Origin of the sequence: Burkholderia sp. PR2, from assembly GCF_052372875.1 — a bacterium.
In the GTDB taxonomy this organism is placed as follows: domain Bacteria; phylum Pseudomonadota; class Gammaproteobacteria; order Burkholderiales; family Burkholderiaceae; genus Burkholderia; species Burkholderia diffusa.
In genome coordinates this window covers 3050910-3075452 of record NZ_JBQRWH010000004.1, presented here as the reverse complement: position 1 = coordinate 3075452, position 24543 = coordinate 3050910, and the positions used below count along the sequence as shown (strand labels likewise).

The window sequence follows — 24543 nt, the reverse complement described above, 5'->3', positions numbered from 1 at the left end:
GCAAGGAACCCGCGAATGGAAAACAAATCACATGCGTTCTGGGCCGGCCTGTTCACGATCGCGCTGACGCTGGCGATCGCGGGCACCGTGTTCTGGTTCAACGTCGACCGGACCGTGCGCGTGCCGTACGACCTGCTCGCGCGCACCAACGTGACGGGCCTGTTCCCGGACGCGGCCGTGCGCTTTCGCGGCCTCGACGTCGGCAAGGTGCAGTCGATCGGCTTCGACCGCACGCACCCGGGCCAGATCCGGATCCGGATTCTCGTCGACCACGATGCGCCGATCACGCAGTCGACCTACGGCAGCCTCGGCTTCCAGGGCGTGACGGGCATCGCGTTCGTGCAGCTCGAGGATACGGGCCGCGACCTGGCGCCGCTGCCGTCGTCGCCGAAGGCGATCGCGCAGATCCCGATGCGGCCGAGCCTGTTCGACCAGATCCAGGAGCGCGGCGACGTGCTGCTGCGGCAGCTCGAACTGGCCGCGAAAAGCGCGAACGCGCTGATGTCGCCCGAGATGCGCGAGCAGTTGCGCGCGACGGCCGAAAGCCTGCAGCACGCGGCCGATGGCGCGACGACGCTGTCGAAGCAGCTCGCGCCGGCGGTGGCCGCGCTGCCGGAAACGATGCACCAGGTCGATCGCGCGATGGCGTCGGCGAACACGCTGCTGCAGCCGAACGGGCCGCTCGTGTCGAACCTGAACAAGGCCGGCTCGGCTGCCGAGCAGGTCGGCGTCGCGCTGAACGACCTGAACGCGCGGGTCCAGTACGACACGCTGCCGCGCTTCAACGCGCTGGCCGGCAGCGTCGGCGATGCGTCGCGGCAATTGAAGGACGTCGCCGGTGAACTCGGCCGCAATCCGAGCAGTCTGTTGTTCGGTTCGCCCGGCTCCGCGCCCGGCCCCGGCGAGGCGGGCTTCGTCTGGCCGGGGGCAGGGGCCGCGGCCGGGAAATGAAGCCGATCGACAGTCCATCGACGTTGATCGGCCGGCCCGGCGCGAGACCGGGCCACGACGCCATCGAAACCGGAAACATCATGCAGGAACATGCCATGCCACGAATCCCTGATCGCGGGCTGCGTCCCGCCGCGACCGCGCTCGCGATGCTGACGCTCGTGTTCGCCGCCGGCTGCGCCGGCAACAGTGCGGCGCTGTCGAACGTCCGCTACGACCTCGGGCCGGCCGCATCGGCCGTCACGGCCGGCACGGGCCCCGCGCTGAAGGTGCTCGACGTCGCCGCGCCCGACGCGCTCGACACGGACAAGTTCGTCTACCGGCTCGCGTATGCGGATGCGCAGCGCATGGCCGTCTATCGCGACAGCCGCTGGATCGCGCCGCCCGCGCAACTGCTCACGCAGCGGCTGCGCGGCGCGTTGTCGTCGCGCGGCGCGGTGCTCGAGGGTTCCGACGGCGTGCGCGCGCCGACGCTCAAGGTCGACCTGAACGAATTCGAGCAGGTGTTCGACGGGGAGTCGAAGAGCCACGGCGCGGTCACCGCGCGCGCGACGCTGGTGCAGGGCGGCAAGGTGCTCGGCCAGCGCACGTTCGTCGCGCGCGCGCCATCGAGCACGCCCGATGCGGCCGGCGGCGCGCGGGCGCTCGCGGCCGCGAGCGACGAGCTCGTGTCGCAGATCGCCGCGTGGGTCGGCGTGCAGGCGTACGCGGGCAACCCGTGACGCCGCACGCGCAGCCGCGATGAGCGCGCCGGGCACGTCGCGCGCGTCGTCGCTGGCGCGGCAGGCGTTCGCCGCGTATGCGGCGCTCATCGTCTATGCATCGCTGTATCCGTTCGGCGGCTGGGTATCGCTCGGCATCGGGCCGTTCGATTATTTGTTCGCTCCGATGCAGCGTTATGTGACCGCGTTCGACGTGGTCACCAACGTGCTCGGCTACATGCCGTTCGGCGCACTCGGCGTGCTCGCGCTGCATCCGCGCTGGCGCGGCGTCGCCGCGACGCTGATCGTGGGCGGCCTCGGCGTGCTGCTGTCGGGATCGATGGAGGCGCTGCAGACCTACCTGCCGACGCGCGTCGCGTCGAATCTCGACCTCGCGGCCAACGCGCTCGGCGCGCTGCTCGGCGCGGCGCTCGCGGCACCGGCCACCGGCGCGCTGCTCGACCGCGGCGCATTGCGCCGGCTGCGCTTCGCGTGGTTCGAGACCGACGGCGCGACGCCGCTGCTGCTCGCCGCGCTGTGGCCGTTCGCGATCCTGTTTCCGTCGCCGTTCCTGTTCGGCATCGGCGACTGGCCGGCCGCGCTGTGGGAGCGCGCCGACGGCTCGATGCAGGACGCGCTGCTCGCATGGCTGCCGGCCGCGTGGCGCGTGAGCGAATGGCCCGAGCGCGTCGACGGCTGGCTGTCCGACTCCGCGTGGGAAGCCGCGCTCGGCGGGTTGATGCTGTTCGCCGCGTTGGCGATCGCGTCGCTCGCGATGCGTGCCGGCGCGCCGCGCGTGCGGCTCCTGATCGCGTTCGTCGGCGCGACGCTCGCGCTGAAGGCGGCCTCGACCTTCATGCAGTCGAGCACCGGCCTCGTCGTCGTGTGGGCGACGCCCGGCGCGCGGCTCGGCATCGAGCTCGGCTTCGCGGCGGCGCTGCTCGCGTTGCGCGTGCCGGCCGCGTGGCGCGCGCTGCTCGCGGCGCTCGCGCTGCTGGCCGGTGTGGTGCTCGTCAACCTGCTGCCCGTCAACCCGTTCTTCGATTTCACGCTGTCGGGCTGGCGGCAGGGCCGCTACGTGCACTTCAACAGCATCGCGCGCTGGCTTGCGTGGATCTGGCCCTACGCGGCGCTGATCTGGCTCGGTCAGCGGGTCGAGCACGCGTGGCTGCCGGCCGCGCGGCGGCGCTGACGCCGCAGGAGCGGCAACGGGGCCGCGCGGCCGCGCCTCGCGGCGATCGCGGGCAGCCGTGCGCGCCGGTCGCTATAATCGTCCGCACATCCGTTGCCGCGCGCAACGGCAATCGCCCTTCTTTCCGCCCGGCACCGCACCGGGCCGCTCGTCACCATCATGGATTCCTACTACCAGCACCACGTCTTTTTCTGCCTGAATCAGCGCGATCCGGGCGCCGAGCGTCCGAGCTGCGCGCAATGCGATGCGCAGACCATGCAGGAGTACGCGAAAAAGCGCGTGAAGGAACTCGGCCTCGCGGGGCCCGGCAAGGTGCGCATCAACAAGGCCGGCTGCCTCGACCGCTGCGAGGAAGGGCCGGTGATGGTCGTGTATCCGGAGGGCACGTGGTACACGTACGTCGATCAGGCCGACATCGACGAGATCGTCGAATCGCACCTGCGCGACGGCAAGGTCGTCGACCGCCTGAAGATCTGAGCGGGCTGGCCGAATGAACGTTCATACGCAGAAGTCGCTGATCCCCGGCCCGGTCGGGCAGATCGAAATCGCGGTCGACCTGCCCGACGCCGTGCGCGAAGGCGGCGCCGCGCCGCGCGGCATCGCGCTCGTCGCGCATCCGCATCCGCTGTTCGGCGGCACGATGGACAACAAGGTCGCGCAAACGCTCGCGCGCACGCTGGTCCAGCTCGACTACGTGGTGTACCGGTCGAACTTCCGCGGCGTCGGCGCGACCGAGGGCGTGCACGACAACGGCATCGGCGAGGCCGACGACCTGCTCGCCGTGCTCGCGCACATGCGCGCGCAGCCCGCCTATGCGGACCTGCCGCTCGTGCTCGCGGGCTTCTCGTTCGGCACTTTCGTGCTGTCGCACGTCGCGAAGCGGTTGCGCGACGCGGGCGAGACGGTCGAGCGGATGGTGTTCGTCGGCACGGCCGCGAGCCGCTGGCAGGTCGCCGACGTGCCGGAGAACACGCTCGTGATCCATGGCGAAACCGATGACACGGTGCCGATCGGATCGGTCTACGACTGGGCGCGGCCGCAGGAACTGCCGGTCGTCGTGATCCCCGGCGCCGAGCATTTCCTGCATCGCAAGCTGCACGTGCTGAAGCGCATCATCGTCGACGCGTGGCGTTGATCCGCTGAACCCGGCGTGCGGCGCCGCCGCCGCACGACCGCGATGCCGCCGCGCGCGCGACATCGCGCCGCGCCGTGTCACGACACGATCGCACATGCCCGCTCCAGCGCGGCGCAACCCGGCTTGCACGGCGCCTGCGCACGCCTTTCGCGCGGCTTCGCGCACGATTCTCCGCAGCGAAGCCGCGCTATCCTCCCGAAGCCTGGGTGTGGCCACCTGAGCCATGGTTCGCGAAAACGCCGTTCGCGGCCACGTATAATGGCCGCATTTCGCGTCGCCCGCGGCCCGGCCGGGCCCATGCGGCGCTCGTTTCGCCGCCTGTCCGCCCGCTCGCGACGGCCGCGAACCGAACGCGTCCGCACGAGTCCAACCGGCGCGTTTCGCGCCGTCCGACGCAGTCGGACGAACGCCGGAACGCTCGCCGCCTTGCCGTTCAACCCCTGCGCGTTTCGCGCCGCACTTTCTGCCACCAGCCTGAATCGATCATGCGTCTGTCTCCCCAAGGCCTCAAGTCCCTCGCTTCTTCCATCGCCTTCGGCACCGCCGCGCGCAACGTCGCGCTGGGCGTGATGCTGCCCGTCGCACTCGCGTCGACGATCGTCGTCGCCGAGGCGAAGCCGGCCGCCAAGGCAAAGGCCGCGCATGCCGCGCCGGCCGCCGCCACCGAGCAGTTCACCGGCGCGCCCGCGACGTTCATGCCGGGCGCGGTGCCGCCGCCGGGCGTGAACGCGCGCTCGTGGGTGCTCGTCGATGCGACGAGCAACACCGTGCTCGCATCGGGCAACGCCGACGAACGCGTCGAGCCCGCGTCGCTGACGAAGCTGATGACGGCCTACCTGGTGTTCGAGGCGCTCGACAAGAAGAAGATCTCGATGGAGCAGATCGTCACGCCGAGCGAAGCGGTGCGCCGCGTCGGCCGCGACGAGTCGCGCATGTTCATCGAGGCGAACAAGCCGGTGTCGGTGCACGATCTCGTGTACGGGATGATCATCCAGTCGGGCAACGACGCCGCGATCGCGCTGGCCGAGCTTGTCGGCGGCAGCGAAGGGCAGTTCGTCACGATGATGAACGACGAGGCGGCGCGCCTCGGCATGAAGGGCACGCACTTCGCCGACGTGAACGGCATGCCCGACCCGAACCACTACACGACGGCCGGCGACCTCGCGAAGCTGTCCGCGCACCTGATCCGCGATTTTCCGCAGTACTACAGCATCTTCTCGGAGAAGGAATTCAAGTACAACAACATCCGCCAGGGCAACCGCAACCGCCTGCTGTGGCTGGATCCGACGGTCGACGGCCTGAAGACGGGCCATACGCAAGCGGCCGGCTATTGCCTGATCGCGTCGGCCAAGCGCGCGATCCCGGGTGTCGACAGCCAGCGCCGTCTCGTGTCGGTGATGATGGGCGAGCAGAAGGAAGGCGAGCGCACGCAGGACAGCATGAAGATGCTGAACTACGGCTATAGCGCGTTCGACGCGGTGCGCCTGTTCAAGGGCGGCCAGGCGATGTCGACGCCGCGCATCTACAAGGGCAAGGAAAACACCGTGCAGGTCGGCGTGAAGGGCGACCAGTGGGTGACCGTGCCGCGCGGCCTGGGTGACAAGGTCAAGCCGGAAGTCGAGGTCAACGCGCCGCTGATCGCGCCGCTCGCGGAAGGCCAGCAGGTCGGTACCGTGAAGATCGTCGCCGACGGCAAGACGCTGTCGGAGTTCCCGGTCGTCGCGCTGCAGGCGGTGCCGGAAGCGGGTATCTTCGGTCGTATCTGGGACTCGATCCTGCTGATGTTCAGCAAGAAGAAGTAAGCACGACGGGCCTTTGTTTTCACGACTTCATCCCCATCTGTCATAGCCATGAGCCAAGCCGAATTCGAACCGATCGTCTACCTCAGCGTGTCGTCGCAGGAGGAGCTGGTGCCGCTGTCGCAAGCCCGGGTGCCGGTGCTCGACCGCGGGTTCATCTTCGGCGATGGCGTGTATGAAGTCGTCCCCGTTTATGCGCACGACGGCGCGCACGTGCCGTTCCGGATCGAACAGCATCTGGAGCGGCTCGCGCGCAGCCTGAAGAAGATCGGCATCGACGATCCGCATGACGCGGCCGGCTGGCGCGCGTTGATCGAGCGCGTGGTCGCCGCGAACGCGGAAGGCCTCGGCGACGGCCATGCGCTCGTCTACCTGCAGGTGACGCGCGGCGTCGCGAAGCGCGGCCATGCGTTCCCGGCGAATGTGGTGCCGACGGTGTTCGTCATGACGAACCCGCTGCGGCTGCCGTCGGAAGAGGAACGCGCGCGGGGCGTGCGCTGCGTGACGGCGGAGGATCGCCGTTGGCTGCATTGCGACATCAAGTCGATTTCGCTGCTCGGCAACGTGCTGATGGCGCAGCATGCGGCCGAACGCGACGCGTTCGAGACGATCCAGCTGCGCGACGACAACGTGACCGAAGGTTCGTCGTCGAACGTATGGATCGTGAAGAACGGCGAGCTGATGGCGCCGCCGCGCAGCAACAGGATCCTTGAAGGGATCCGCTACGCGCTGGTCGAGCAGCTGGCCGAGGAGTGCGGCATTCGGTTCGTCGCGCGCGAGATCAGCGAGGTCGAGTTGCGTTCGGCGGACGAGATCATGATCACGTCGGCCACGAAGGAAATTTTGCCCGTCACGTCGCTCGACGATCTGCCCGTGCAGGGCGGCAAACCGGGCCCCGTGTTCGCGGCGTTGTACGACGCATATCAGCGTGCGAAGGCACGCGAGTTTGAACAGTTTGACCTAACCCGGAGAAAATGATGAGCGAACCGACCAAAACCATCGAGGTCACCGGCGCGATCGATACCCGGAAGGAGTCGCTGCTGGAGTTTCCGTGCGATTTCCCGATCAAGATCATGGGCAAGGCGCACCCGGAATTCAAGGACACGATCTTCAAGGTCGTGGCCGTCCACGACAACGAGATCGACGTCGAGAAAATCGAGGAGCGTGCATCGAGCGGCGGTAACTACACCGGCCTCACGATCACCGTGCGCGCGACCAGCCAGCAACAGCTCGACGACATCTACCGCGCACTGACCGGCCATCCGATGGTCAAGGTCGTGCTCTGAGCGCCGCTTTCCACCCGCCTTCCTGCGCGCACTCGGCGGGGGTCTTCCCCGCCGCGCGCCGCGCGTCCAGCTCGTCGCACAGCAGCTTGTATTCGGCGACTTCCTGAAGCAGCCAGGTCCTGAACGCCTGCACGCGCGGCGTGTTCAGGAGCGGCGGCGGACACACGAAAAAATAGTGCCACGGGCTCTGCCCGTCGATGTCGAACAGGCGCACGAGGCGCCCGTCCAGCAGGTCGTGCACCGCGAGCGAGCGGCGCACCAGCGCGATGCCCTGGCCGTCGATCGCGGCCAGCAACAGGTTCGACGAATCCTGGTACAGAATCCCCCGTTTCGGCTCGGTCAGCGTATCGAGCCCGGCCGCGTCGAACCACGGCCGCCACAGCTCGTCGTCCGAGCGCAGCAGCTTGTAGTGCACGAGATCGGCGGGCGTCTGCGGCAGCTTGCCGCCGTTCAGCGTCGGCGAGCACGCCGGAAAGAACACCTCCTCGAACAGCGGCTCGACATGCAGCCCCGGATAGCTGCCCGAGCCGAACCGGATCGCGAGGTCGACGTCGTCGCGCGCGAAATCGGTGAGCGAGTTGGTCGACTGCAGCTCGACGTCGATTTCCGGATGCCGCTCGATGAACGTGCCGATGCGCGGCGTGATGAAGCGTGCGGCGAACGACGACAGCATCGACACCACCAGCCGTCGGCTGCGGTCGCTTGCGCGCACCTCGCGCGTCGCATCGGCGATCACCATCAGCGCGCTGCGGACCTGCTGCGCGTAGCGCATGCCGGCGTCGGTCAGGCACAGCCGCTTGCCGTTGCGCGTGAACAGCTGCACGCCGAGCTCCTCCTCGAGCGCGCGAACCTGGTGACTGACCGCGCCGTGCGTGACATACAGCTCGTCAGCGGCGCGGGAGAAATTCTCGTGGCGGGCGGCGGCTTCGAACGCGCGAATCGCGTTCAGCGCAGGCAGCTGGCGGAGGTCCATTTGCTAATTTTCCTCACATCGACGTGAAAATTGGTCGTTTGGTCGAGTGCCTTCAAATGACTACGATTGTAGCCATCGAAGCATTTATTGGCGGAGTCGATCATGCAAGAAATTTCTTCAAGCATCACCTTCGAAATTCCCGCGGGCGAAACCGTGCCGATGAAGGTGCAGCGCAGCACCCGCCTGACGGTGCAGTGCGGGCCGGTATGGGCGACGCGCAGCAATGACGTCGAAGACTACTTCCTGGTCGACGGCGAGACGCTGCGGCTGCATCGCGGCGAGCGGCTGTGGCTCAGCGCGGAAGGCCGGCAGGGCGCGCAGGTCGCGTTCTCGGTGTCGCGGCCGGCCGGGGAGGTCGCGCGCGGCGCGCTCGCACGGCTGCGCAATCGCTTGAATGCGCTGCTCCACGACGGCTGGCGCACCGTCTGACGAGCCTTTCCTCCGACGGATACTCGCGATCCGTCCCCTTCCAGAGCCGGCGAGACGCATGGGTTTTCGGTAAACTACCGGCCATGTCCGTCTCGCCGGTTGCCATCGTGTCCACGCCTGTCGCTGTTTCCGAATCGCCCGCCGGGTCTCCGGTTCAGCCCGTCGTGCCGGTCACCGTGCGCTGGCGGGGCAGCGAGGCCTACGAGACGAGCTTCGACGCGATGCGCGCGTTCACCGACACGCGCACGGCCGACACCGGCGACGAAATCTGGGTCGTCGAGCATCCGCCCGTCTACACGCTCGGCCAGGCCGGCGACCCGGCCCACCTGCTGGTGGCCGACAGCGGCGTGCCGCTCGTGAAGGTCGACCGCGGCGGACAAATCACCTACCACGGCCCCGGCCAGATCGTCGTCTACCTGCTGCTGGACCTGCGCCGGCGCAAGCTGATGGTGCGCACGCTCGTGACGAAGATCGAGGAGGCCGTGATCGAAACCCTCGCGGCGTATAATCTCGCTTCGGTCCGCAAGGCGGGCGCGCCGGGAATCTACGTGGCATCCGGCGTGCACGAGGGCGCGAAGATCGCGGCCCTCGGCCTGAAGATCCGCAACGGCTGCAGCTATCACGGCCTGAGCCTGAACGTGAAGATGGATCTGCGCCCGTTTCTCGCGATCAACCCGTGCGGCTATGCCGGACTGGAAACCGTCGACATGGCGAGCCTCGAGGTTGCCGCCGACTGGAACGACGTCGCCCACACGCTGGTGGGGCGTCTGATCGCCAACCTCGACGGCGAATCCGCGGCCGCCGACAAGCCGCAGGCACTGGAACAATCGAATGACTGACGTTACCGCTTCCCCCGCACCGGCCGATTCGGCCGCGACCCCTGCCTACGATCCGACCGCCAAGCAGAAGGCGCAGGCGAAGACGGCGCGCATCCCGATCAAGGTCATTCCGATCGAGAAGCTGAAGAAGCCGGAATGGATCCGCGTGAAGGCGGCCACCGGCAGTTCGCGCTTCAACGAGATCAAGACGATCCTGCGCGAGCACAACCTGCACACCGTGTGCGAGGAAGCGAGCTGCCCGAACATCGGCGAATGCTTCGGCAAGGGCACCGCGACGTTCATGATCATGGGCGACAAGTGCACGCGCCGCTGCCCGTTCTGCGACGTCGGCCACGGCCGTCCCGATCCGCTCGACGCGGATGAACCGAAGAACCTGGCCCGCACGATCGCCGCGCTGAAGCTCAAGTACGTGGTGATCACGAGCGTCGACCGCGACGACCTGCGCGACGGCGGCGCCGCCCACTTCGTCGAGTGCATCCGCGAAACGCGCGCGCAGTCGCCGGAAACGCGCATCGAGATCCTGACGCCGGACTTCCGCGGCCGTCTCGACCGCGCGATCTCGATCCTGAACGCGGCACCGCCCGACGTGATGAACCACAACCTCGAAACGGTGCCGCGCCTGTACAAGGAAGCGCGCCCGGGTTCGGACTACGCGCACTCGCTGAAGCTCCTGAAGGACTTCAAGGCGCAGCATCCGGACGTCGCGACGAAGTCGGGCCTGATGGTCGGCCTCGGCGAGACCGAAGAGGAAATCCTGCAGGTGATGCGCGACCTGCGCGCGCACGACGTCGACATGCTGACGATCGGCCAGTACCTGCAGCCGTCCGAGCACCACCTGCCGGTGCGTGCGTATGTGCATCCCGACACGTTCAAGATGTACGAGGAAGAGGCGTACAAGATGGGCTTCACGCACGCGGCCGTCGGCGCGATGGTGCGGTCGAGCTATCACGCCGATCTGCAGGCGCACGGGGCAGGGGTGGTCTGAGCGCCATTGGCCTGTTCCGCAGAAGTCATGCAGTCGAAAAAAGCCCGCAGCGATGCGGGCTTTTTCGTTGGTGCGGCGGCCGCCCGCGCGTTCGCACGACAATCGCCACCCGACCGGATGCCCGATCCGGTCGAACGTGGAAAGCAAAGCTGAAACGGCATCGATAGCTTCGCAGGATAAGTTCGCTCCCGCCGCGCGCAAAGCTCGTAAAGTCGGCTCTCCCGCAGCAATGCCCGCATTCGAAGGAGAGCCGCATGTCCCGTTTCAGCTTCATCCGCCGCGCCACCGTCGCGCTGACCGCCTTTGCCGCGCTGGGCGCGGCGCACGCCGAATCGCGCGAAGTCGTGATCGCGTACCAGGACATGGTCGTGCCGTGGCGCTACGCGCAGGCAAGCGGTGAAGTCGAAAAGGCGACCGGCTACAAGGTCACGTTCCGCAAGCTCGACAGCGGCGCCGACGTGATCCGCGCGCTCGCGTCGGGCTCCGTGCAGCTCGGCGAGGCCGGGTCGAGCCCGATCGCGGCCGGCCTGTCGCAGGGGCTCGATATCTCGCTGTTCTGGGTGCTCGACAACATCAACGACGCCGAGGCGCTCGTCGCGCGCAACGGCTCGGGCGTCACGAGCATCGCGGCGCTGAAGGGCAAGAAGATCGGCGTGCCGTTCGTGTCGACGTCGCATTTCCATACGCTCGTCGCGCTGCAGGCCGCCGGCGTGAATCCGAACGACGTGAAGATCGTCAACCTGCGTCCGCCCGAAGTCGCGGCCGCGTGGGCGCGCGGCGACATCGACGCGACCTATATCTGGGATCCCGTGCTCGCGAAGGTCAAGCAGTCTGGCACGGTGCTGACGACGTCCGGCCAGGTTGCGAAAGAAAGTGGCAAGGCGACGTTCGACGGCTTCGTCGTGAGCCGCAAGTTCGCGCGCGAGAACCCCGAGTTCGTCACGCGCTTCGTGAAGGTGCTCGCGTCCGCCGACGCCGATTACCGCGCGCACGCGACCGCGTGGAAGGCCGGTTCGCCGCAGGTCGCGGCGGTCGCGAAGGTGTCGGGCGCGAACGTGCAGGACGTGCCCGCGAGCCTCGCGCTCTACGCGTTCCCGACGCCGGCCGAGCAGGCGTCGCCGACCTGGCTCGGCGGCGGTGCGCAGTCGGGCGCCGCGAAGTCGCTCGCGGCTACCGCCACCTTCCTCAAATCGCAAGGCACGATCCAGACGGTGCTCGCCGACTACTCGGTCGGCGTCGATCCGCAGTTCGTGCAGAAGGCCGCGCGCTGAGCGCGGCGCATCAGGCGACTCAGCCCACTCATCGCGGAGCCCTCGATCATGAGCACGCTGGAAGTCCGTCAGGTATCGGTCGCCTATCCGGGCGCACGCGGTCGGACGACGACGCAGGCGCTCGCGCGCGTCGACCTGCGCATCGATTCCGGTGAATTCGTCGTCGCGCTCGGCGCGTCGGGGTGCGGGAAGACGACGCTGCTGAACTGCATGGCCGGCTTCGTCGCGCCGACGACGGGCGACGTGCGCGTCGACGGCGTACCGGTCACGGGCCCCGGCGCCGATCGCGGCGTCGTATTCCAGAAATACGCGTTGCTGCCATGGCTCGACGTGCTCGACAACGTCGCGCTCGGGCTGCGCTTCGCACGCGTGTCGAAGGCCGAACGCCAAGCGCGTGCGACGGAGATGCTCGCGCTCGTCGGCCTCGAGCGCCATGCGCATGCGCGCGTGTACGAACTGTCGGGCGGGATGCAGCAGCGCGTCGGCATCGCGCGTGCGCTCGCGAGCGATCCGCGCGTGCTGCTGATGGACGAGCCGATGGGCGCGCTCGATGCGATGACGCGCGGCACGATGCAGGCGCTCGTCCTCGAAGTATGGGCGCGCACGGGCAAGACGGTGTTCTTCATCACGCACGACGTCGAGGAGGCGCTGTTCCTCGCGACGCGTCTCGTCGTGATGACGCCCGGCCCCGGCCGCATCGCGGAAACCTTCGAGCTGCCGTTCGCGCGGCGCTACGTCGAATCGCGCGATGCGCGCGCGGTGAAGTCGTCGCCGGAATTCATCGCATGGCGCGAGCGGCTGATCGCGTATCTGCATCGCGACGAGGCGGTCGGGGAGACCGCGTGATGCACGAGTTCGCACGGCAGGGCGCGTCCGTCGGGCGCGGCCGGATCAGTACTTTGCACAGGCAGGACGACATGAGCACGCAGGATTCCTGGGTGGCCGATCGAGCGGCCGGGAGGTTCGAGCAGGACGAGCGCACGACGCGGCGCAAGGCGGCGCGGCCGTCGCGCCGCTACCGGTTGCCGGGCCAGGGAAAAACCGCAGGGCTCAGCGCGGCGACGGTCGCGGCGCTGGCCGTGCTGTGGTGGGTCGCGACGCATCGGCAGTGGTTGCCGCCACTGTTCCTGCCCGCGCCGGAAGCGGTGTGGGCGGCATTCGTCGACGCGTGGCACGGCCGCATCCAGGGCGGCCTGCCGCTGTCCGAGCATCTGCTGTGGAGTGCCGCGCGCGTGTTCGGGGCGTTCCTGCTCGCCACCGTGGCCGGCGTGCCGGCCGGCGTCCTGATGGGCGTGAGCCGTGTCGCGCGCGGCGTGCTCGATCCGCTGCTGGAGTTCTACCGGCCGCTGCCGCCGCTCGCGTACCTGCCGCTCGTCGTGATCTGGTTCGGCATCGACGAGACGGCGAAGCTGGTCGTGATCTTCCTCGCGTGCTTCGCGCCGATCGCGATGGCCGCCCGTGCGGGCGTGCGTGCGGCGACGGTCGAGCAGATCAACGCCGCATATTCGCTCGGCGGCAGCTTCGCGCAGGTCGTGCGCCACGTCGTGCTGCCGGCCGCGCTGCCGGAAATCCTCACCGGCCTGCGGATCGCCATCGGGTTCGGCTGGACGACGCTCGTCGCAGCCGAGATGGTCGCCGCGACGGCCGGACTCGGGCAGATGGTGCTCAATGCGTCGAGCTTCCTGCGCACGGATATCGTCGTGATGGGCATCCTGATCATCGGCGCGATCGCGTGGCTGTTCGATCTCGCGATGCGATGGGTCGAGCGGCGGATCGTGCCGTGGAAAGGGCGCGGATGACACGCAGCAGGCGGCGCATGCGCGCCGCCTCGGCCGGCTGCTTTCAATCCCCCATCGCGATCCCTTCGCGCCGCGGGTCGGCGCCGCCGAACCACACCGTCTGCCCCTGCACGTTCAGCCGCTGGATCCCCTGCAGTCCCGAATTCATCTCGACGACCTGCACGTCGTGCCCGCGCCCCTTCAGCCCGTCGACGAGCGCGTCCGACACGCGGCCGCGCTCGAGCTGCGTCGGCCCGTTCATCGACCCGAGGTTCGGCAGCGCGATCGCCTGCTGCATCGTCATCCCCCAGTCCATCACGCCGATCAGCGTCTTCGCGACGTGGTTGATGATCGCGGGGCCGCCGGCCGAACCGACGATCATGGTCACCTGCTTCGTCTTCTTGTCGAACACGAGTTCCGGCGACATCGACGAGCGCGGCCGCTTGCCCGGCTGCACGCGGTTCGCGACGGGCCGGCCGTTCTCGCTCGCCACGAACGAGAAATCGGTGAGCTGGTTGTTCAGCATGAAACCGCGCACCATCAGCCGCGAGCCGAATGCGTCCTCGACGCTGGTCGTCATCGACAGCGCCTGGCCGTAGCGGTCGACGATGGCGATGTCGGACGTCGACGGCATGTCGGGGCTGCGGTCGTCGGCCAGCGCGAGCGTCGCACCCTGCGGCGTGCCGGCCTGCGCGACGCCCATGCTCGTGTCGCCGATCAGGCGCGCGCGCTGCGCGAGATAGGTCTTGTCGGTGAGGCTCGCCCAGTTGCCGCCCGGCAGCGGCGCGAAATCGGGATCGGCGACATAGCGCGCGCGGTCCGCATACGCGAGGCGTCCGGCCTCGCTGAACAGGTGCGCGGCGAACGGCGTCGGCTCGTAGCCCAGCTCGGTCCGCACCGGCTTCTGCGCGCCGATCTGCTGCCAGTCGGGCATCGCCTCGAGGATGCCGAGCATCTGCGCGACCGCGAGGCCGCCCGACGACGGCGGCGGCATCCCGCACACCACCGAGCGCCGGTAGTCGGCGCACAGCGGCGCGCGCACCTTCGCCTTGTAGTGCGCGAGATCCTGCAGCGACAGCAGGCCCGGGTTGGTCGGGTGCTTGCGCACCTTCGCGACGATGTCGCGCGCGATCGCGCCGGAGTAGAACGCGTTCGCGCCGCGCTCGGCGATCTGGCGCAGCACGGTCGCGAGCGCGGGGTTCTTCAACACCGTGCCGGCCGTCTTCGGCGTGCCGTCCTTGTTGTAGAAGTACGCACGCGCGGCCGGGTCGTTCTTCAGGTACCGGTCGTTCGCGATCAGCATCGCCAGGCGCGGGCTGATCGTGAAGCCGTGCTCGGCGAGCCGGATCGCGGGCTGGAACAGCCGGCGCCACGGCAGCTTGCCGTGCGCACGGTGCGCGGCGTCGAGCATGCGCAGCACGCCCGGAGTGCCGACCGAGCGACCGCCGACGACGCCTTCGTAGAAGCCCATCGGCTGGCCGGTCGGCCCGTAGAACAGGCGGTCGGTCGCGGCGGCCGGCGCGGTTTCGCGGCCGTCGTACGCCTGCGTCGCACGGCCGTCGAAGTACAGCATGAACGCGCCGCCGCCGATCCCCGACGATTGCGGCTCGACGAGCGCGAGCACCATCTGCGTCGCGATCGCGGCGTCGATCGCGGTGCCGCCGGCCTTCAGCATCTCGTAGCCGGCCTGCGTCGCGAGCGGGTTCGCGGCCGCGATCATGAAGTGCTGCGAGGTCCAGCCCGGCTTGTCGGTCCAGCCGGACGACTGTTCCGGCGCGTGCACGCCGGGCAGCGGCACCGCGGCGCCCGACGCGGCGGCGACCGGGACGACGGCGCCCGACGGCGCGGACGGGGACGTGCAGCCGGCGCTGAACGTGACGAGCGCGGCGAGCGTGACGTGCGCGAGCGCGGCAACGGGCGTCCAGGGACGCGAATGCGGACGAATCCGGTCGAACATTGAACCCTCGGCAACAGTGAATTCGAAGGAGGCAGCGTGTGCGCGGCACGCGCTCCGCACGGGCGGCGCGCTATTGTCGCCGCGCGGCCGGCGGGTTGTCACCCGACAGGAAACCCTGACGCATCCCGTCCGGCCCGCCCCGGCCGGTCTTTCCGGCCTGTTCGAGGATGAACTCTATGAACGTCGCGGTCGCGCGCGTGTGGTGCCGGTTCGGCATGTAGAGCATGTACATGTGCGTGCCGAAGATGCTGAGCCGGTACGCGTCGAGCGACGTGACGACGATGCCGCGCCGCATGTCGTCCTGCATCACGTAGTCGGGCACGATGCCGACGCCGATCCCGGCGAGGATCGCCTGGCGCAGGAACAGGAAGTTCTCCGAAATCAGTGTGGGTTCGAGCAGCACCTCGTGGCGCTCGTCGCCGAGATACGCGGCGATCCGCAACTGCCGCCCCAGCACCGTCGCGGTGACGACCGGCGCGGCGGCCAGCGCCTCGAGGCTCGCGGGCATCCCGTGCGCGGCCGCGAACGCGGGCGACGCGCACGCGACGTAGCGCACCGCGCCCATGTCGCGCGCGACGAGGTTCTGAGGCGGCTCGGACATCACGCGGATCGCGATGTCGACTTCGTCGCGCATCAGGTCCTCCACGCGATTCTCGAACACCACGTCGAGCACGATGCCCGGATGCAGGCGCTTGAACGCGAGCAGCCACTCGGACATCACCATCTGCCCGTAGCCGCTCGGCACTGACAGCCGCACGCGGCCCTGCAGGTCCTGGCCGAGCGTCGTCACCGATTCCTGCGCGGCGAGCAGTTCGTTGCGGATGCGCCGGCCGTGCTCGTACAGCTTCAGCCCGATCTCGGTCGGCTCGATGCGGCGCGTCGTGCGACGCACGAGCTGCTGGCCGATCGAGCGTTCGAGCTGGTTCAGCCGGTAGCTGACGTTCGCGCGGCTCATCTTGAGCCGCTGCGCGGCCTTGCTCAGATTGCCCGCGTCGAGGATCTCGACGAGCAGCGTCAGCGCGTTCAGGTCCATGCCCGGTGTCTCCCGATCCGGCCCGTTTAACGGTCCGAAAACATTCAATGTCAAGTCAGACTTGACAGCTTGTAAAGGCGCGCGGGAATTGTCAATAAATCTCGATCAATCGAGAATCGAGTCATGCCCGGCAAACACGCCGGATCGTTTCCCGCCGCGCGGCACCCGGCTCGGGAGCCGGCACCGCTCGCCGGCCCGACGACCGGTTCCGCCCGCGCGGCGCACCGCACTGGAGACACGATGAATTCACCCGCTTCCACCGAACCATCCCGAGCCGGCACCGTCACGCGCGAACGGCGCGACAAGGTGCTCGTCGTCACGATCGACCATCCGCCCGTCAACGCGCTGTCCGCCGACGTGCGGCGCGGTCTCGCCGACGCGCTCGACGCCGCGCAGGCCGACGACGCGATCCGTGCGGTGCTGATCGTCGGCGCCGGCCGCAACTTCATCGCGGGCGCCGACATCCGCGAGTTCGGCAAGCCGCCGGTGCCGCCGTCGCTGCCGGACGTGTGCGAGCGGATCGAGTCGAGCGCGAAGCCGGTCGTGGTGGCGCTGCACGGCGCGACGCTCGGCGGCGGCCTCGAGGTCGCGCTCGCCGCGCATTACCGGCTGGCGGTGCCCGGCGCGAAGCTCGGCCTTCCCGAAGTCACGCTCGGCCTGCTGCCCGGCGCGGGCGGCACGCAGCGCACGCCGCGCCTGATCGGCGCGAAGGCCGCGCTCGACCTGATGCTGACGGGGCGTCACGCAAGCGCCGACGAAGCGCTCGCGCTCGGCCTCGTCGATCGCGTCGCGCACAGCGACGACACGCTCGCCGAAGGTCTCGCCTATGCGCAGGAGCTCGTGTCGCTCGGCGCGCCGGCGCGGCGCACGCGCGATGCGCAGGGGCTTGCCGATCGCGCGGCCGCGCAGGCCGCGATCGACGCGGCGCGCGCCGACCTGCCGAAGAAGTCGCGCGGCCTGTTCTCGCCGGCGAAGATCGTCGATGCGGTCGAGGCCGCGCTCACGCTGTCGTTCGACGCGGGGATGAAGCTCGAACGCGGCCTGTTCCTGCAATGCATCGACAGCCCGCAGCGCGCGGGCCTCGTGCATGCATTCTTCGCGGAACGCGAGGCGGCCAAGGCACCCGAGGCGCGCCGCGCGAGCGCGCGTGCGGTCGAGCGGATCGGCGTGGTCGGTGGCGGCACGATGGGCGCCGGCATCGCGGTCGCGGCGCTCGATGCCGGGCTGCCCGTGACGATGATCGAGCGCGACGAAGCGTCGCTCGCGCGCGGCCGCGCGCATGTCGAGAAGGTGTACGACGGCCTCGTCGCGAAGGGGCGGATGACGCCGGCCGCGCACGCGGCGCGGCTCGCGCGCTTCAAGGGCAGCACGTCGTATGACGCGCTCGCGCAGGCCGACGTGGTCATCGAAGCCGTGTTCGAGGACATGGGCGTGAAGAAGGCGGTGTTCGCGGAACTTTCGCGCGTGTGCAAGCCCGGCGCGGTGCTCGCGACCAACACGTCGTATCTCGACATCGACGAGCTGGCCGCCAGCGTCGACCGCCCGTCCGACGTGATCGGCCTGCATTTCTTCTCGCCGGCCAACGTGATGAAGCTGCTCGAGATCGTCGTGCCGGCGCGCGTGAGTGCGGATGTCGTCGCGACCGCGTTCGCGCTGGCCAAACAGCTGAAGAAGACGCCGGTGCGCGCCGGCGTGTGCGACGGCTTCATCGGCAACCGGATCCTCGCGGTCTATCGCACCGCCGCCGACTACCTGATGGAAGATGGCGCGTCGCCGTATCAGATCGATCGCGCGGTGCGTGAATTCGGCTTCCCGATGGGGCCGTTCCAGGTCGTCGACCTCGCGGGCGGCGACATCGGCTGGGCGACCCGCAAGCGCCGCGCGGCGACGCGCGACCCGCGCGCGCGCTACGTGGAGATTTCCGACCGGCTGTGCGAGCGCGGCTGGTTCGGGCAGAAGACCGCGCGCGGCTACTACCTGTATCCGGACGGCGCGCGCGTCGGCACGCCGGACCCGGAAGTCGAGGCGATCGTCGCCGACGAGCGCGCGAAGAAGGGCATCGCGCCGCGCTCGTTCACCGACGACGAGATCATGCGCCGCTACCTCGCCGCGATGATCAACGAAGGCGCGAACGTCGTGCACGAGAAGATCGCGCTGCGCCCGCTCGACGTCGACGCCGTGTTCCTGTACGGCTACGGCTTCCCGCGCTATCGCGGCGGCCCGATGCACTACGCGGACACGGTCGGCCTCGCGAACGTGCTCGCCGACATCCGCGCGTTCGCGAAGGAAGATCCGCTGTTCTGGAAGCCTTCGCCGCTGATCGTCGAGCTGGTCGAGCGCGGCGCGGATTTCGCGAGCCTGAACCATATCGACTGAACGCCCACCGCATTCGCAACGGACTCACGATGGACCTCAATTTCACTCCCGAAGAGGAAGCGTTCCGCACCGACGTGCAGCGCTTTCTCGCCGCCGAACTGCCCGCGCGCACCGCGCGCAAGGTGAAGGGCGGCCTGCATCTGACGCGCGACGACATGCGCGAATGGCACGCAATCCTGAATGCCCGCGGCTGGCTCGCGAGCCACTGGCCGCGCGAGTATGGCGGCCCCGGCTGGAGCGTCGCGCAGAAATTTCTGTTCGACAACGAATGCGCGCTCGCCGGCGCGCCGCGCATCGTCCCGTTCGGCGTCAACATGCTCGGGCCCGTGCTGATCAAGTACGGCGACGAAGCGCAGAAGCGCCACTGGCTGCCGCGCATTCTCGACGGCACCGACTGGTGGTGCCAGGGCTATTCGGAGCCGGGCGCCGGTTCCGATCTCGCGTCGGTGAAGACGAGCGCGGTGCGCGACGGCAAGCACTACATCGTGAACGGCCAGAAGACGTGGACCACGCTCGGCCACTACGCGAACATGATCTTCTGCCTCGTGCGCACCGCGACCGACGTGCGCAAGCAGGAAGGCATCAGCTTCCTGCTGATCGACATGAACACGCCGGGCGTCGAAGTGCGCCCGATCATCACGCTCGACGGCGAGCACGAGGTGAACGAAGTGTTCTTCACCGACGTGCGCGTGCCTGTGGAGAACCTCGTCGGCGAAGAGAACCGCGGCTGGACCTACGCGAAATACCTGCTCACGTACGAGCGCACCAACATCGCCGGAATCGGCTTCTCGACGGCCGCGCTCGACCGCCTGCGCGCGGTCGCCGCGAAGGTGACGAAGAATGGCCGGCCGCTCGCGGACGATCCGTTCTTCGCGGCGCGCGTCGCGCGCGTCGAGATCGAGCTCGAGAACATGCGCACGACCAACCTGCGCGTGCTGGCCGCGGTCGCGGGCGGCGGCGTGCCGGGCGCGGAAAGCTCGATGCTGAAGATCCGCGGCACGCAGATCCGCCAGGAGATCACCGCGCTGATGCGCCGCGCGATGGGGCCATACGCGCAGCCGTTCATCGCGGAGGCGCTCGACGCCGATCACGACGGCGAGCCGGTCGGCCCGGACGGCGCCGCGAGCGCCGCGCAGCAGTACTTCAACAACCGCAAGCTGTCGATCTTCGGCGGCTCGAACGAGATCCAGAAGAACATCATCGCGAAGATGATGCTCGGGCTGTAACGAGGGACGCGACGATGGATTTCCAGCACACAGAAGACCGCCGGATGCTGGCGGACACGTTGAACCGCTTCATCGCCGAACAGTATGCGTTCCCGGTGCGCGACCGCATCGCGCAGTCGGCCGACGGCTTCGATCGCACGATGTGGCAGCGCTTCGCCGAACTCGGCGCGGTCGGCGCGCTGTTTCCCGAAGCCGACGGCGGCTTTGGCGGCGCGGGCTTCGACATCGCCGTGGTGTTCGAATGCCTCGGGCGCGGGCTCGTCGTCGAGCCGTTCCTCGGCGCGCTGCTCGCCGGCCGCGCGCTGTCGCTCGCCGGCGGCGCCGCGCATCGTGAACGGCTTGCCGCGCTGATCGACGGCCGCGCGAGCGCCGCGTTCGCGCACGACGAGCCGGGCTCGCACTACGAACTGACGACCGTGCGCACGCGCGCCGAGCGTGCCGGCGACGGCTGGGTGCTGACGGGCGCGAAGGGCGTCGTCGACCAGGCCGCGCAGGCGGCGTTCTTCGTCGTGAGCGCGCGCGTGTCGGGACGCGACGACGACGCGGCGGGCATCGGCCTGTTCGTCGTGCCGGCCGACGCGCCGGGCGTGTCGCTGCGCGACTACCGGAAGATCGACGGCGGCCGCGCGGCCGAAGTGCGCTTCGAGCGTGTCGCGCTGCCGGCCGATGCCGCGCTCGGCGCGCCGGATGCGCTCGACGGCGAAACGGGCGCGGCACTACTCGAACGCGTGCTCGGCTACGGGCTGCTCGCGCTGTCGGCGGAGGCGCTCGGCGCGATGGACGTCGCGAAGGACGCGACGCTCGACTACCTGCGCACGCGCAAGCAGTTCGGGCTGCCGATCGGCAGCTTCCAGGCGCTGCAGCACCGGATGGCCGATCTGCTGCTCGAAGTCGAGCAGGCGCGCTCGGCGGTGATCAATGCGGCCGCGCAGCTCGATGCGCCGCGTGTGGTGCGCGAGCGCGCGCTCGCAGCGGCGAAATACAGCATCGGCCGGATCGGCACGCTGGTCGCCGAGGAAAGCATTCAGCTGCACGGCGGGATCGGGATGACATGGGAGCTGCCGCTGTCGCATTACGCGAAGCGGCTCGTGATGATCGATCACCAGCTCGGCGACGAGGATCACCATCTCGCGCGCTACATCGCGCTGTCGAAACAGTAAAGGCATACGACGCGAATGGAGGAGACAAGGATGACGAACGACCCGCGCGCATTGCCGCTGGCCGGTGTGAAGGTGCTCGATTTCTCGCGCGTGCTCGCGGGCCCGTGGAGCGCGATGGTGCTCGCCGATTTCGGCGCGGACGTGATCAAGGTCGAGCATCCGGTGCGCGGCGACGACACGCGCGACTGGGGGCTGCGGATCGGCGAGACCGAGACGACCTACTTCAACAGCGTGAACCGGAGCAAGCGGTCGATCTGCGTCGACCTGCAGACCGAAGAAGGGCAGCGCATCGCGCGCGAGCTGGCCGCGCAGGCCGACGTGCTGATCCACAACTTCAAGTATGGCGGCGCGGAGAAGCTCGGCCTCGGCTACGACGCGCTGGCCGAATTGAATCCGCGGCTCGTGCATTGCGCGATTTCCGGCTACGACCGCTCGGGCCCGGAGGCCGCGCGGCCCGGCTACGACCTCGTTGTGCAGGGCGAGGCGGGGCTGATGGCGCTGAACGGCGAGGCCGGCCAGCCGCCGCTGAAATTCGGCGTCGCGGCGGTCGACCTGTTCACCGGCATGTATTCGGCGCAGGCGATCCTCGCCGCGTTGTACGAGCGCCATGCGACGGGGCGCGGGCGGCGCATCGAGATGGCGCTGTTCGACTGCGGGCTGATGATCACCGCGTACTACGGACTCGATGCGCTGCTGATGGGCGAGGATCCGCCGCGCTACGGCAACGCGCATCCGTCGATCGTGCCGTACGGCGTGTTCGATGCGGCCGACGGTCCGCTCGTGATCACGGTCGGCAACAACACGCAGTTCGCGCGTTTTTGCGACGCGATCGAGCGGCCCGACCTCGCCGCGGACGACCGCTACAGGACCAACCTCGGCCGCTCGGAGAACCGCGCCGCGCTGCTGCCGGAGATTCGCGGCGAACTCGCGCGGCGGCCGCGCGCGATGCTGCTCGCGGCACTCGCCGATGCGGGCATTCCGTGCGGCGAGGTGCTCGGGCTGCACGACGCGCTGACGTCGGAGCGCGCGACCCGCGCGGGGCTCGTCACGCGGCAGCCGCATCCGGTCGCGGGCGGCGTCGACGTGCTCGCGCCGCCGTATCGCTTCGACGGCGCGCGCCTGCCGGTGCGCGGTGCGCCGCCCGTGCTCGGCGCCGATACGGACGACGTGCTCGGTAGCTGGCTCGGGCTGTCGCCGGACGACCTGGCGCGGCTGCATGCGGATCGCGTCGTGTAGCGCGTTTCATGTATTGCCGCCGCGGCGCGGGCGGAGCAGTCGACGCGCGCCGACCATCCATAAGACACGCCTCGCGAACGACGAGGGGACATTGGAGACACCATGCAGCATTCCTTCATCGAATCGGTCACGGCGCGCCGTGACTACCAGCAGCTCGTGCGTGCGCGACGCCGCTTCAGCTTCACGCTGACGGCGCTGATGATCGCCACCTACTACGGCTTCATCCTGCTCGTCGCGCTCGCGCCGCACGTGCTGGCCGCGCCGCTGTACCGCGGCGCGACGACCACGGTCGGGATCGTCGCGGGCGTCGCGATCATCCTGGTCGCGATCGGACTGACCGCGTGCTACGTGCTGCGCGCGAACCGTGCGTTCGACCGCCGCGTCGACGCGATCCTGCAACGTTCGTGACGGAGGCCGACATGCGACGCATCTCGAGCGCGCTCGGCGCGCTGGCCGTTCTCGTTTTCTCCACCTCCCCCTCCACCGTGCACGCAAGCGCCGTCGCGGGGCCGATGCCCGACAAGGTCGAGCTGAATCCGGTCGCGATCGCGATGTTCTTCGCGTTCGTGTTCGCGACGCTCGCGCTCACGCGCTGGGCCGCGCGCCGCACGCGCTCGACGCGCGACTTCTACACGGCCGGCGGCGGCATCACCGGGCTGCAGAACGGGCTCGCGATCGCGGGCGACTACATGTCGGCCGCGTCGTTCCTCGGACTGTCGGGGATGGTGTTCATGTTCGGCTTCGACGGACTGATCTACTCGATCGGCTTCCTGGTCGGCTGGCCGTTCGTGATGTTCCTGATCGCCGAGCCGCTGCGCAACCTCGGCAAGTTCACGTTCGTCGACGTCGTCGCGTACCGCTTCGCGCAGCGGCCGATCCGGCTGCTGACATCCGCGAACGCGCTGACGATCGTCGTGCTGTACCTGGTCGTGCAGATGGTCGGCGCGGGCAAGCTGATCCAGTTGCTGTTCGGGCTGTCGTACGGCACGGCCGAGCTGATCGTCGGCGTGTTGATGGTGGTCTATGTGTTCTTCGGCGGGATGACCGCGACCACCTGGGTGCAGGTGATCAAGGCCGTGCTGCTGCTGTGCGGTGCGACGCTGCTCGTATTGCTCGCGCTCGCCGAATTCGGCTTCAGCATCGACGAGATGTTCCGCCGCGCGGTGGCCGTACATCCGGGCGCGCTCGGCATCATGGGGCCCGGCAAGCTGATCCGCGATCCGGCCAATGCGCTGTCGCTCGGCATCGCGCTGATGTTCGGCACGGCCGGCTTCCCGCACATCCTGATGCGCTTCTTCACGGTGCCGAACGCGAAGGAGGCGCGCAAGTCGGTGCTCTACGCGACCGGCTTCATCGGCTACTTCTACCTGCTGACCTTCGTGATCGGCTTCTCCGCGATCGTGCTGCTCGCGCAGCATCCCGAGTTCTTCAAGCTCGGCGCGAACGGCACCTTCAACCTGACGCACGACCTGCTCGGCGGCTCCAACATGGTGGCGGTGAAGCTCGCGCTGGCGGTCGGCGGCAACTGGTTCTACGGCTTCATCGCGGCCGTCACGTTCGCGACGATCCTCGCGGTGGTCGCCGGGCTGACGCTCGCCGGCGCGACCACGATCTCGCATGACCTGTACGCGCAGATGTGGGCGCGCGGCAAGCCCGACGAGCGGCTGGAAATGCGCATCTCGCGCGCGGCGACGATCGGGCTGTCCGCGGTCGCGATCGCGCTGTCGATCCTCTTCGAGCACGTGAACGTCGCGTTCATGGTCGGCCTCGTCGCCGCGGTGGCCGCCAGCGCGAATTTCCCGGTGCTCGCGATGTCGATCTTCTGGCGCGGGATGACGACGCGCGGCGCGGTGCTCGGCGGCGGCCTGGGCCTCGCGTCGGCGGTGGCGCTCACGGTGCTGTCGAAGTCGGTGTGGGTCGACGTGCTGCACCACGCGCATGCGCTGGTGTTCCTCGACAACCCGGCGCTCGTGTCGGTGCCGCTCGCGTTCGTCGGGATCGTCGTCGGCTCGCTCGCGGACCGCGGCGAGCGCGCGCGGCGCGAACGCGAGGCCTTCGCGCGGCAGGAGTTCTATGCGCAGACGGGCGTGCTGGCCGGTGAAGCCGTGCAGCACTGATTCGTCAGATGAAATGCCCCATCCGTCCGGATCGCCGGACGGATGTTTTCCGGAAATCCGGAATCCCGGATTTCCTTGCCTGCCGCATTATGAGAAATACAA

At 69.0% G+C, this 24543-nt stretch carries 23 protein-coding genes; 20 read left to right on the top strand and 3 right to left on the bottom strand.

The window, feature by feature from the left end; genetic code table 11:
* Positions 1–15: 15 nt before the first annotated feature.
* From ACT2FV_RS31425 to ACT2FV_RS31390, 8 genes are all read left to right on the top strand, one after another.
* The gene (locus tag ACT2FV_RS31425) at positions 16–951 is read left to right on the top strand and encodes an MlaD family protein (RefSeq protein ID WP_124901999.1); all 936 of its coding nucleotides are present in this window, start codon (positions 16–18) and stop codon (positions 949–951) included.
* A 95-nt stretch (positions 952–1046) separates the two neighbouring features.
* Positions 1047–1670 (top strand): ABC-type transport auxiliary lipoprotein family protein, encoded by a 624-nt coding sequence (locus ACT2FV_RS31420; protein WP_059681695.1) that lies wholly within the window; start codon positions 1047–1049, stop codon positions 1668–1670.
* 19 nt (positions 1671–1689) lie between these two features.
* A complete protein-coding gene (locus tag ACT2FV_RS31415; RefSeq protein ID WP_444505373.1) occupies positions 1690–2841 on the top strand; it encodes a VanZ family protein in 1152 nt (383 codons plus the stop codon).
* Between the two features lie 159 nt (positions 2842–3000).
* Entirely contained in the window at positions 3001–3318 is a 318-nt protein-coding gene (locus ACT2FV_RS31410) for a (2Fe-2S) ferredoxin domain-containing protein (protein WP_006485233.1), read from the top strand.
* Positions 3319–3331: 13 nt separating this feature from the next.
* A complete protein-coding gene (locus ACT2FV_RS31405; RefSeq protein ID WP_226117691.1) occupies positions 3332–3976 on the top strand; it encodes an alpha/beta hydrolase in 645 nt (214 codons plus the stop codon).
* A 485-nt stretch (positions 3977–4461) separates the two neighbouring features.
* Complete coding sequence (locus tag ACT2FV_RS31400) at positions 4462–5778, top strand: D-alanyl-D-alanine carboxypeptidase family protein (RefSeq protein WP_124626390.1); 1317 nt, start codon at positions 4462–4464, stop codon at positions 5776–5778.
* Positions 5779–5826: 48 nt separating this feature from the next.
* Positions 5827–6753 carry a D-amino acid aminotransferase gene (locus ACT2FV_RS31395; protein ID WP_226117692.1) on the top strand — a complete coding sequence of 309 codons (927 nt, stop codon included), beginning with the start codon at positions 5827–5829 and terminating at the stop codon, positions 6751–6753.
* A complete protein-coding gene (locus ACT2FV_RS31390; protein ID WP_057928637.1) occupies positions 6753–7061 on the top strand; it encodes an HP0495 family protein in 309 nt (102 codons plus the stop codon). Before ACT2FV_RS31395 ends, ACT2FV_RS31390 begins: the two co-directional genes overlap by 1 nt.
* Here ACT2FV_RS31390 and ACT2FV_RS31385 read toward each other — a convergent pair.
* Complete coding sequence (locus ACT2FV_RS31385) at positions 7045–8034, bottom strand: transcriptional regulator GcvA (protein ID WP_059600038.1); 990 nt, start codon at positions 8032–8034, stop codon at positions 7045–7047. The two genes, ACT2FV_RS31390 and ACT2FV_RS31385, sit on opposite strands and share 17 nt — an antisense overlap.
* A 102-nt stretch (positions 8035–8136) precedes the next feature.
* Here ACT2FV_RS31385 and ACT2FV_RS31380 point away from each other — a divergent pair, with 102 nt between their 5' ends.
* The 6 genes from ACT2FV_RS31380 to ACT2FV_RS31355 all read left to right on the top strand — a co-directional run bounded on the left by ACT2FV_RS31380 (position 8137) and on the right by ACT2FV_RS31355 (position 13357).
* Positions 8137–8463 (top strand): DUF2917 domain-containing protein, encoded by a 327-nt coding sequence (locus tag ACT2FV_RS31380; RefSeq protein ID WP_059600045.1) that lies wholly within the window; start codon positions 8137–8139, stop codon positions 8461–8463.
* Positions 8464–8546: 83 nt separating this feature from the next.
* A complete protein-coding gene (lipB, locus tag ACT2FV_RS31375; protein WP_124902004.1) occupies positions 8547–9302 on the top strand; it encodes a lipoyl(octanoyl) transferase LipB in 756 nt (251 codons plus the stop codon).
* Complete coding sequence (lipA, locus tag ACT2FV_RS31370; RefSeq protein ID WP_059600040.1) at positions 9295–10287, top strand: lipoyl synthase; 993 nt, start codon at positions 9295–9297, stop codon at positions 10285–10287. The genes lipB and lipA overlap by 8 nt, the downstream gene beginning before the upstream one ends.
* A gap of 254 nt (positions 10288–10541) precedes the next feature.
* Entirely contained in the window at positions 10542–11558 is a 1017-nt protein-coding gene (gene tauA, locus ACT2FV_RS31365; protein WP_444505372.1) for a taurine ABC transporter substrate-binding protein, read from the top strand.
* 48 nt (positions 11559–11606) lie between these two features.
* On the top strand, positions 11607–12404 hold the full coding sequence (locus ACT2FV_RS31360; RefSeq protein ID WP_444505371.1) for a taurine ABC transporter ATP-binding protein: 798 nt from the start codon (positions 11607–11609) through the stop codon (positions 12402–12404).
* Positions 12404–13357 (top strand): ABC transporter permease subunit, encoded by a 954-nt coding sequence (locus ACT2FV_RS31355; protein ID WP_124902044.1) that lies wholly within the window; start codon positions 12404–12406, stop codon positions 13355–13357. Before ACT2FV_RS31360 ends, ACT2FV_RS31355 begins: the two co-directional genes overlap by 1 nt.
* Positions 13358–13400: 43 nt before the next feature.
* Here the strand turns inward: ACT2FV_RS31355 and ggt are convergent, their stop codons facing one another.
* Positions 13401–15293 (bottom strand): gamma-glutamyltransferase, encoded by a 1893-nt coding sequence (gene ggt / locus ACT2FV_RS31350; protein WP_444505370.1) that lies wholly within the window; start codon positions 15291–15293, stop codon positions 13401–13403.
* A gap of 70 nt (positions 15294–15363) precedes the next feature.
* Complete coding sequence (locus tag ACT2FV_RS31345) at positions 15364–16326, bottom strand: LysR family transcriptional regulator (protein WP_124626378.1); 963 nt, start codon at positions 16324–16326, stop codon at positions 15364–15366.
* A gap of 240 nt (positions 16327–16566) precedes the next feature.
* Between ACT2FV_RS31345 and ACT2FV_RS31340 the strand changes: the two genes are divergently transcribed.
* The 6 genes from ACT2FV_RS31340 to actP all read left to right on the top strand — a co-directional run bounded on the left by ACT2FV_RS31340 (position 16567) and on the right by actP (position 24441).
* A complete protein-coding gene (locus tag ACT2FV_RS31340; RefSeq protein ID WP_444505369.1) occupies positions 16567–18702 on the top strand; it encodes a 3-hydroxyacyl-CoA dehydrogenase NAD-binding domain-containing protein in 2136 nt (711 codons plus the stop codon).
* Between the two features lie 29 nt (positions 18703–18731).
* A complete protein-coding gene (locus ACT2FV_RS31335; protein ID WP_151051134.1) occupies positions 18732–19928 on the top strand; it encodes an acyl-CoA dehydrogenase family protein in 1197 nt (398 codons plus the stop codon).
* Between the two features lie 14 nt (positions 19929–19942).
* Positions 19943–21088, top strand: coding sequence for an acyl-CoA dehydrogenase family protein (locus tag ACT2FV_RS31330; protein WP_444505368.1), 1146 nt, complete (start codon positions 19943–19945; stop codon positions 21086–21088).
* Positions 21089–21118: 30 nt separating this feature from the next.
* Positions 21119–22324: a CaiB/BaiF CoA transferase family protein gene (locus tag ACT2FV_RS31325; protein ID WP_444505367.1), complete on the top strand. Its 1206-nt coding sequence runs from the start codon at positions 21119–21121 to the stop codon at positions 22322–22324.
* Between the two features lie 102 nt (positions 22325–22426).
* Positions 22427–22732 carry a DUF485 domain-containing protein gene (locus ACT2FV_RS31320; RefSeq protein WP_059599844.1) on the top strand — a complete coding sequence of 102 codons (306 nt, stop codon included), beginning with the start codon at positions 22427–22429 and terminating at the stop codon, positions 22730–22732.
* A gap of 11 nt (positions 22733–22743) precedes the next feature.
* Positions 22744–24441 (top strand): cation/acetate symporter ActP, encoded by a 1698-nt coding sequence (actP, locus tag ACT2FV_RS31315; protein WP_444505366.1) that lies wholly within the window; start codon positions 22744–22746, stop codon positions 24439–24441.
* Positions 24442–24543 lie beyond the last annotated feature (102 nt).

Excerpts from the sequence above, each read along its gene's own strand:
- ACT2FV_RS31380 (WP_059600045.1), top strand. The coding sequence starts at position 8,137 with ATGCAAGAAATTTCTTCAAGCATCACCTTCGAAATTCCCGCGGGCGAA.
- ACT2FV_RS31325 (WP_444505367.1), top strand. The coding sequence starts at position 21,119 with ATGACGAACGACCCGCGCGCATTGCCGCTGGCCGGTGTGAAGGTGCTC.
- tauA (WP_444505372.1), top strand. The coding sequence starts at position 10,542 with ATGTCCCGTTTCAGCTTCATCCGCCGCGCCACCGTCGCGCTGACCGCC.
- ACT2FV_RS31345 (WP_124626378.1), bottom strand. The coding sequence starts at position 16,326 with ATGGACCTGAACGCGCTGACGCTGCTCGTCGAGATCCTCGACGCGGGC.
- ACT2FV_RS31330 (WP_444505368.1), top strand. The coding sequence starts at position 19,943 with ATGGATTTCCAGCACACAGAAGACCGCCGGATGCTGGCGGACACGTTG.
- ggt (WP_444505370.1), bottom strand. The coding sequence starts at position 15,293 with ATGTTCGACCGGATTCGTCCGCATTCGCGTCCCTGGACGCCCGTTGCC.
- actP (WP_444505366.1), top strand. The coding sequence starts at position 22,744 with ATGCGACGCATCTCGAGCGCGCTCGGCGCGCTGGCCGTTCTCGTTTTC.
- ACT2FV_RS31405 (WP_226117691.1), top strand. The coding sequence starts at position 3,332 with ATGAACGTTCATACGCAGAAGTCGCTGATCCCCGGCCCGGTCGGGCAG.
- ACT2FV_RS31355 (WP_124902044.1), top strand. The coding sequence starts at position 12,404 with ATGCACGAGTTCGCACGGCAGGGCGCGTCCGTCGGGCGCGGCCGGATC.
- ACT2FV_RS31415 (WP_444505373.1), top strand. The coding sequence starts at position 1,690 with ATGAGCGCGCCGGGCACGTCGCGCGCGTCGTCGCTGGCGCGGCAGGCG.
- ACT2FV_RS31425 (WP_124901999.1), top strand. The coding sequence starts at position 16 with ATGGAAAACAAATCACATGCGTTCTGGGCCGGCCTGTTCACGATCGCG.
- ACT2FV_RS31335 (WP_151051134.1), top strand. The coding sequence starts at position 18,732 with ATGGACCTCAATTTCACTCCCGAAGAGGAAGCGTTCCGCACCGACGTG.
- lipB (WP_124902004.1), top strand. The coding sequence starts at position 8,547 with ATGTCCGTCTCGCCGGTTGCCATCGTGTCCACGCCTGTCGCTGTTTCC.
- ACT2FV_RS31395 (WP_226117692.1), top strand. The coding sequence starts at position 5,827 with ATGAGCCAAGCCGAATTCGAACCGATCGTCTACCTCAGCGTGTCGTCG.
- ACT2FV_RS31340 (WP_444505369.1), top strand. The coding sequence starts at position 16,567 with ATGAATTCACCCGCTTCCACCGAACCATCCCGAGCCGGCACCGTCACG.
- ACT2FV_RS31400 (WP_124626390.1), top strand. The coding sequence starts at position 4,462 with ATGCGTCTGTCTCCCCAAGGCCTCAAGTCCCTCGCTTCTTCCATCGCC.
- lipA (WP_059600040.1), top strand. The coding sequence starts at position 9,295 with ATGACTGACGTTACCGCTTCCCCCGCACCGGCCGATTCGGCCGCGACC.
- ACT2FV_RS31420 (WP_059681695.1), top strand. The coding sequence starts at position 1,047 with ATGCCACGAATCCCTGATCGCGGGCTGCGTCCCGCCGCGACCGCGCTC.
- ACT2FV_RS31385 (WP_059600038.1), bottom strand. The coding sequence starts at position 8,034 with ATGGACCTCCGCCAGCTGCCTGCGCTGAACGCGATTCGCGCGTTCGAA.
- ACT2FV_RS31410 (WP_006485233.1), top strand. The coding sequence starts at position 3,001 with ATGGATTCCTACTACCAGCACCACGTCTTTTTCTGCCTGAATCAGCGC.
- ACT2FV_RS31360 (WP_444505371.1), top strand. The coding sequence starts at position 11,607 with ATGAGCACGCTGGAAGTCCGTCAGGTATCGGTCGCCTATCCGGGCGCA.
- ACT2FV_RS31320 (WP_059599844.1), top strand. The coding sequence starts at position 22,427 with ATGCAGCATTCCTTCATCGAATCGGTCACGGCGCGCCGTGACTACCAG.
- ACT2FV_RS31390 (WP_057928637.1), top strand. The coding sequence starts at position 6,753 with ATGAGCGAACCGACCAAAACCATCGAGGTCACCGGCGCGATCGATACC.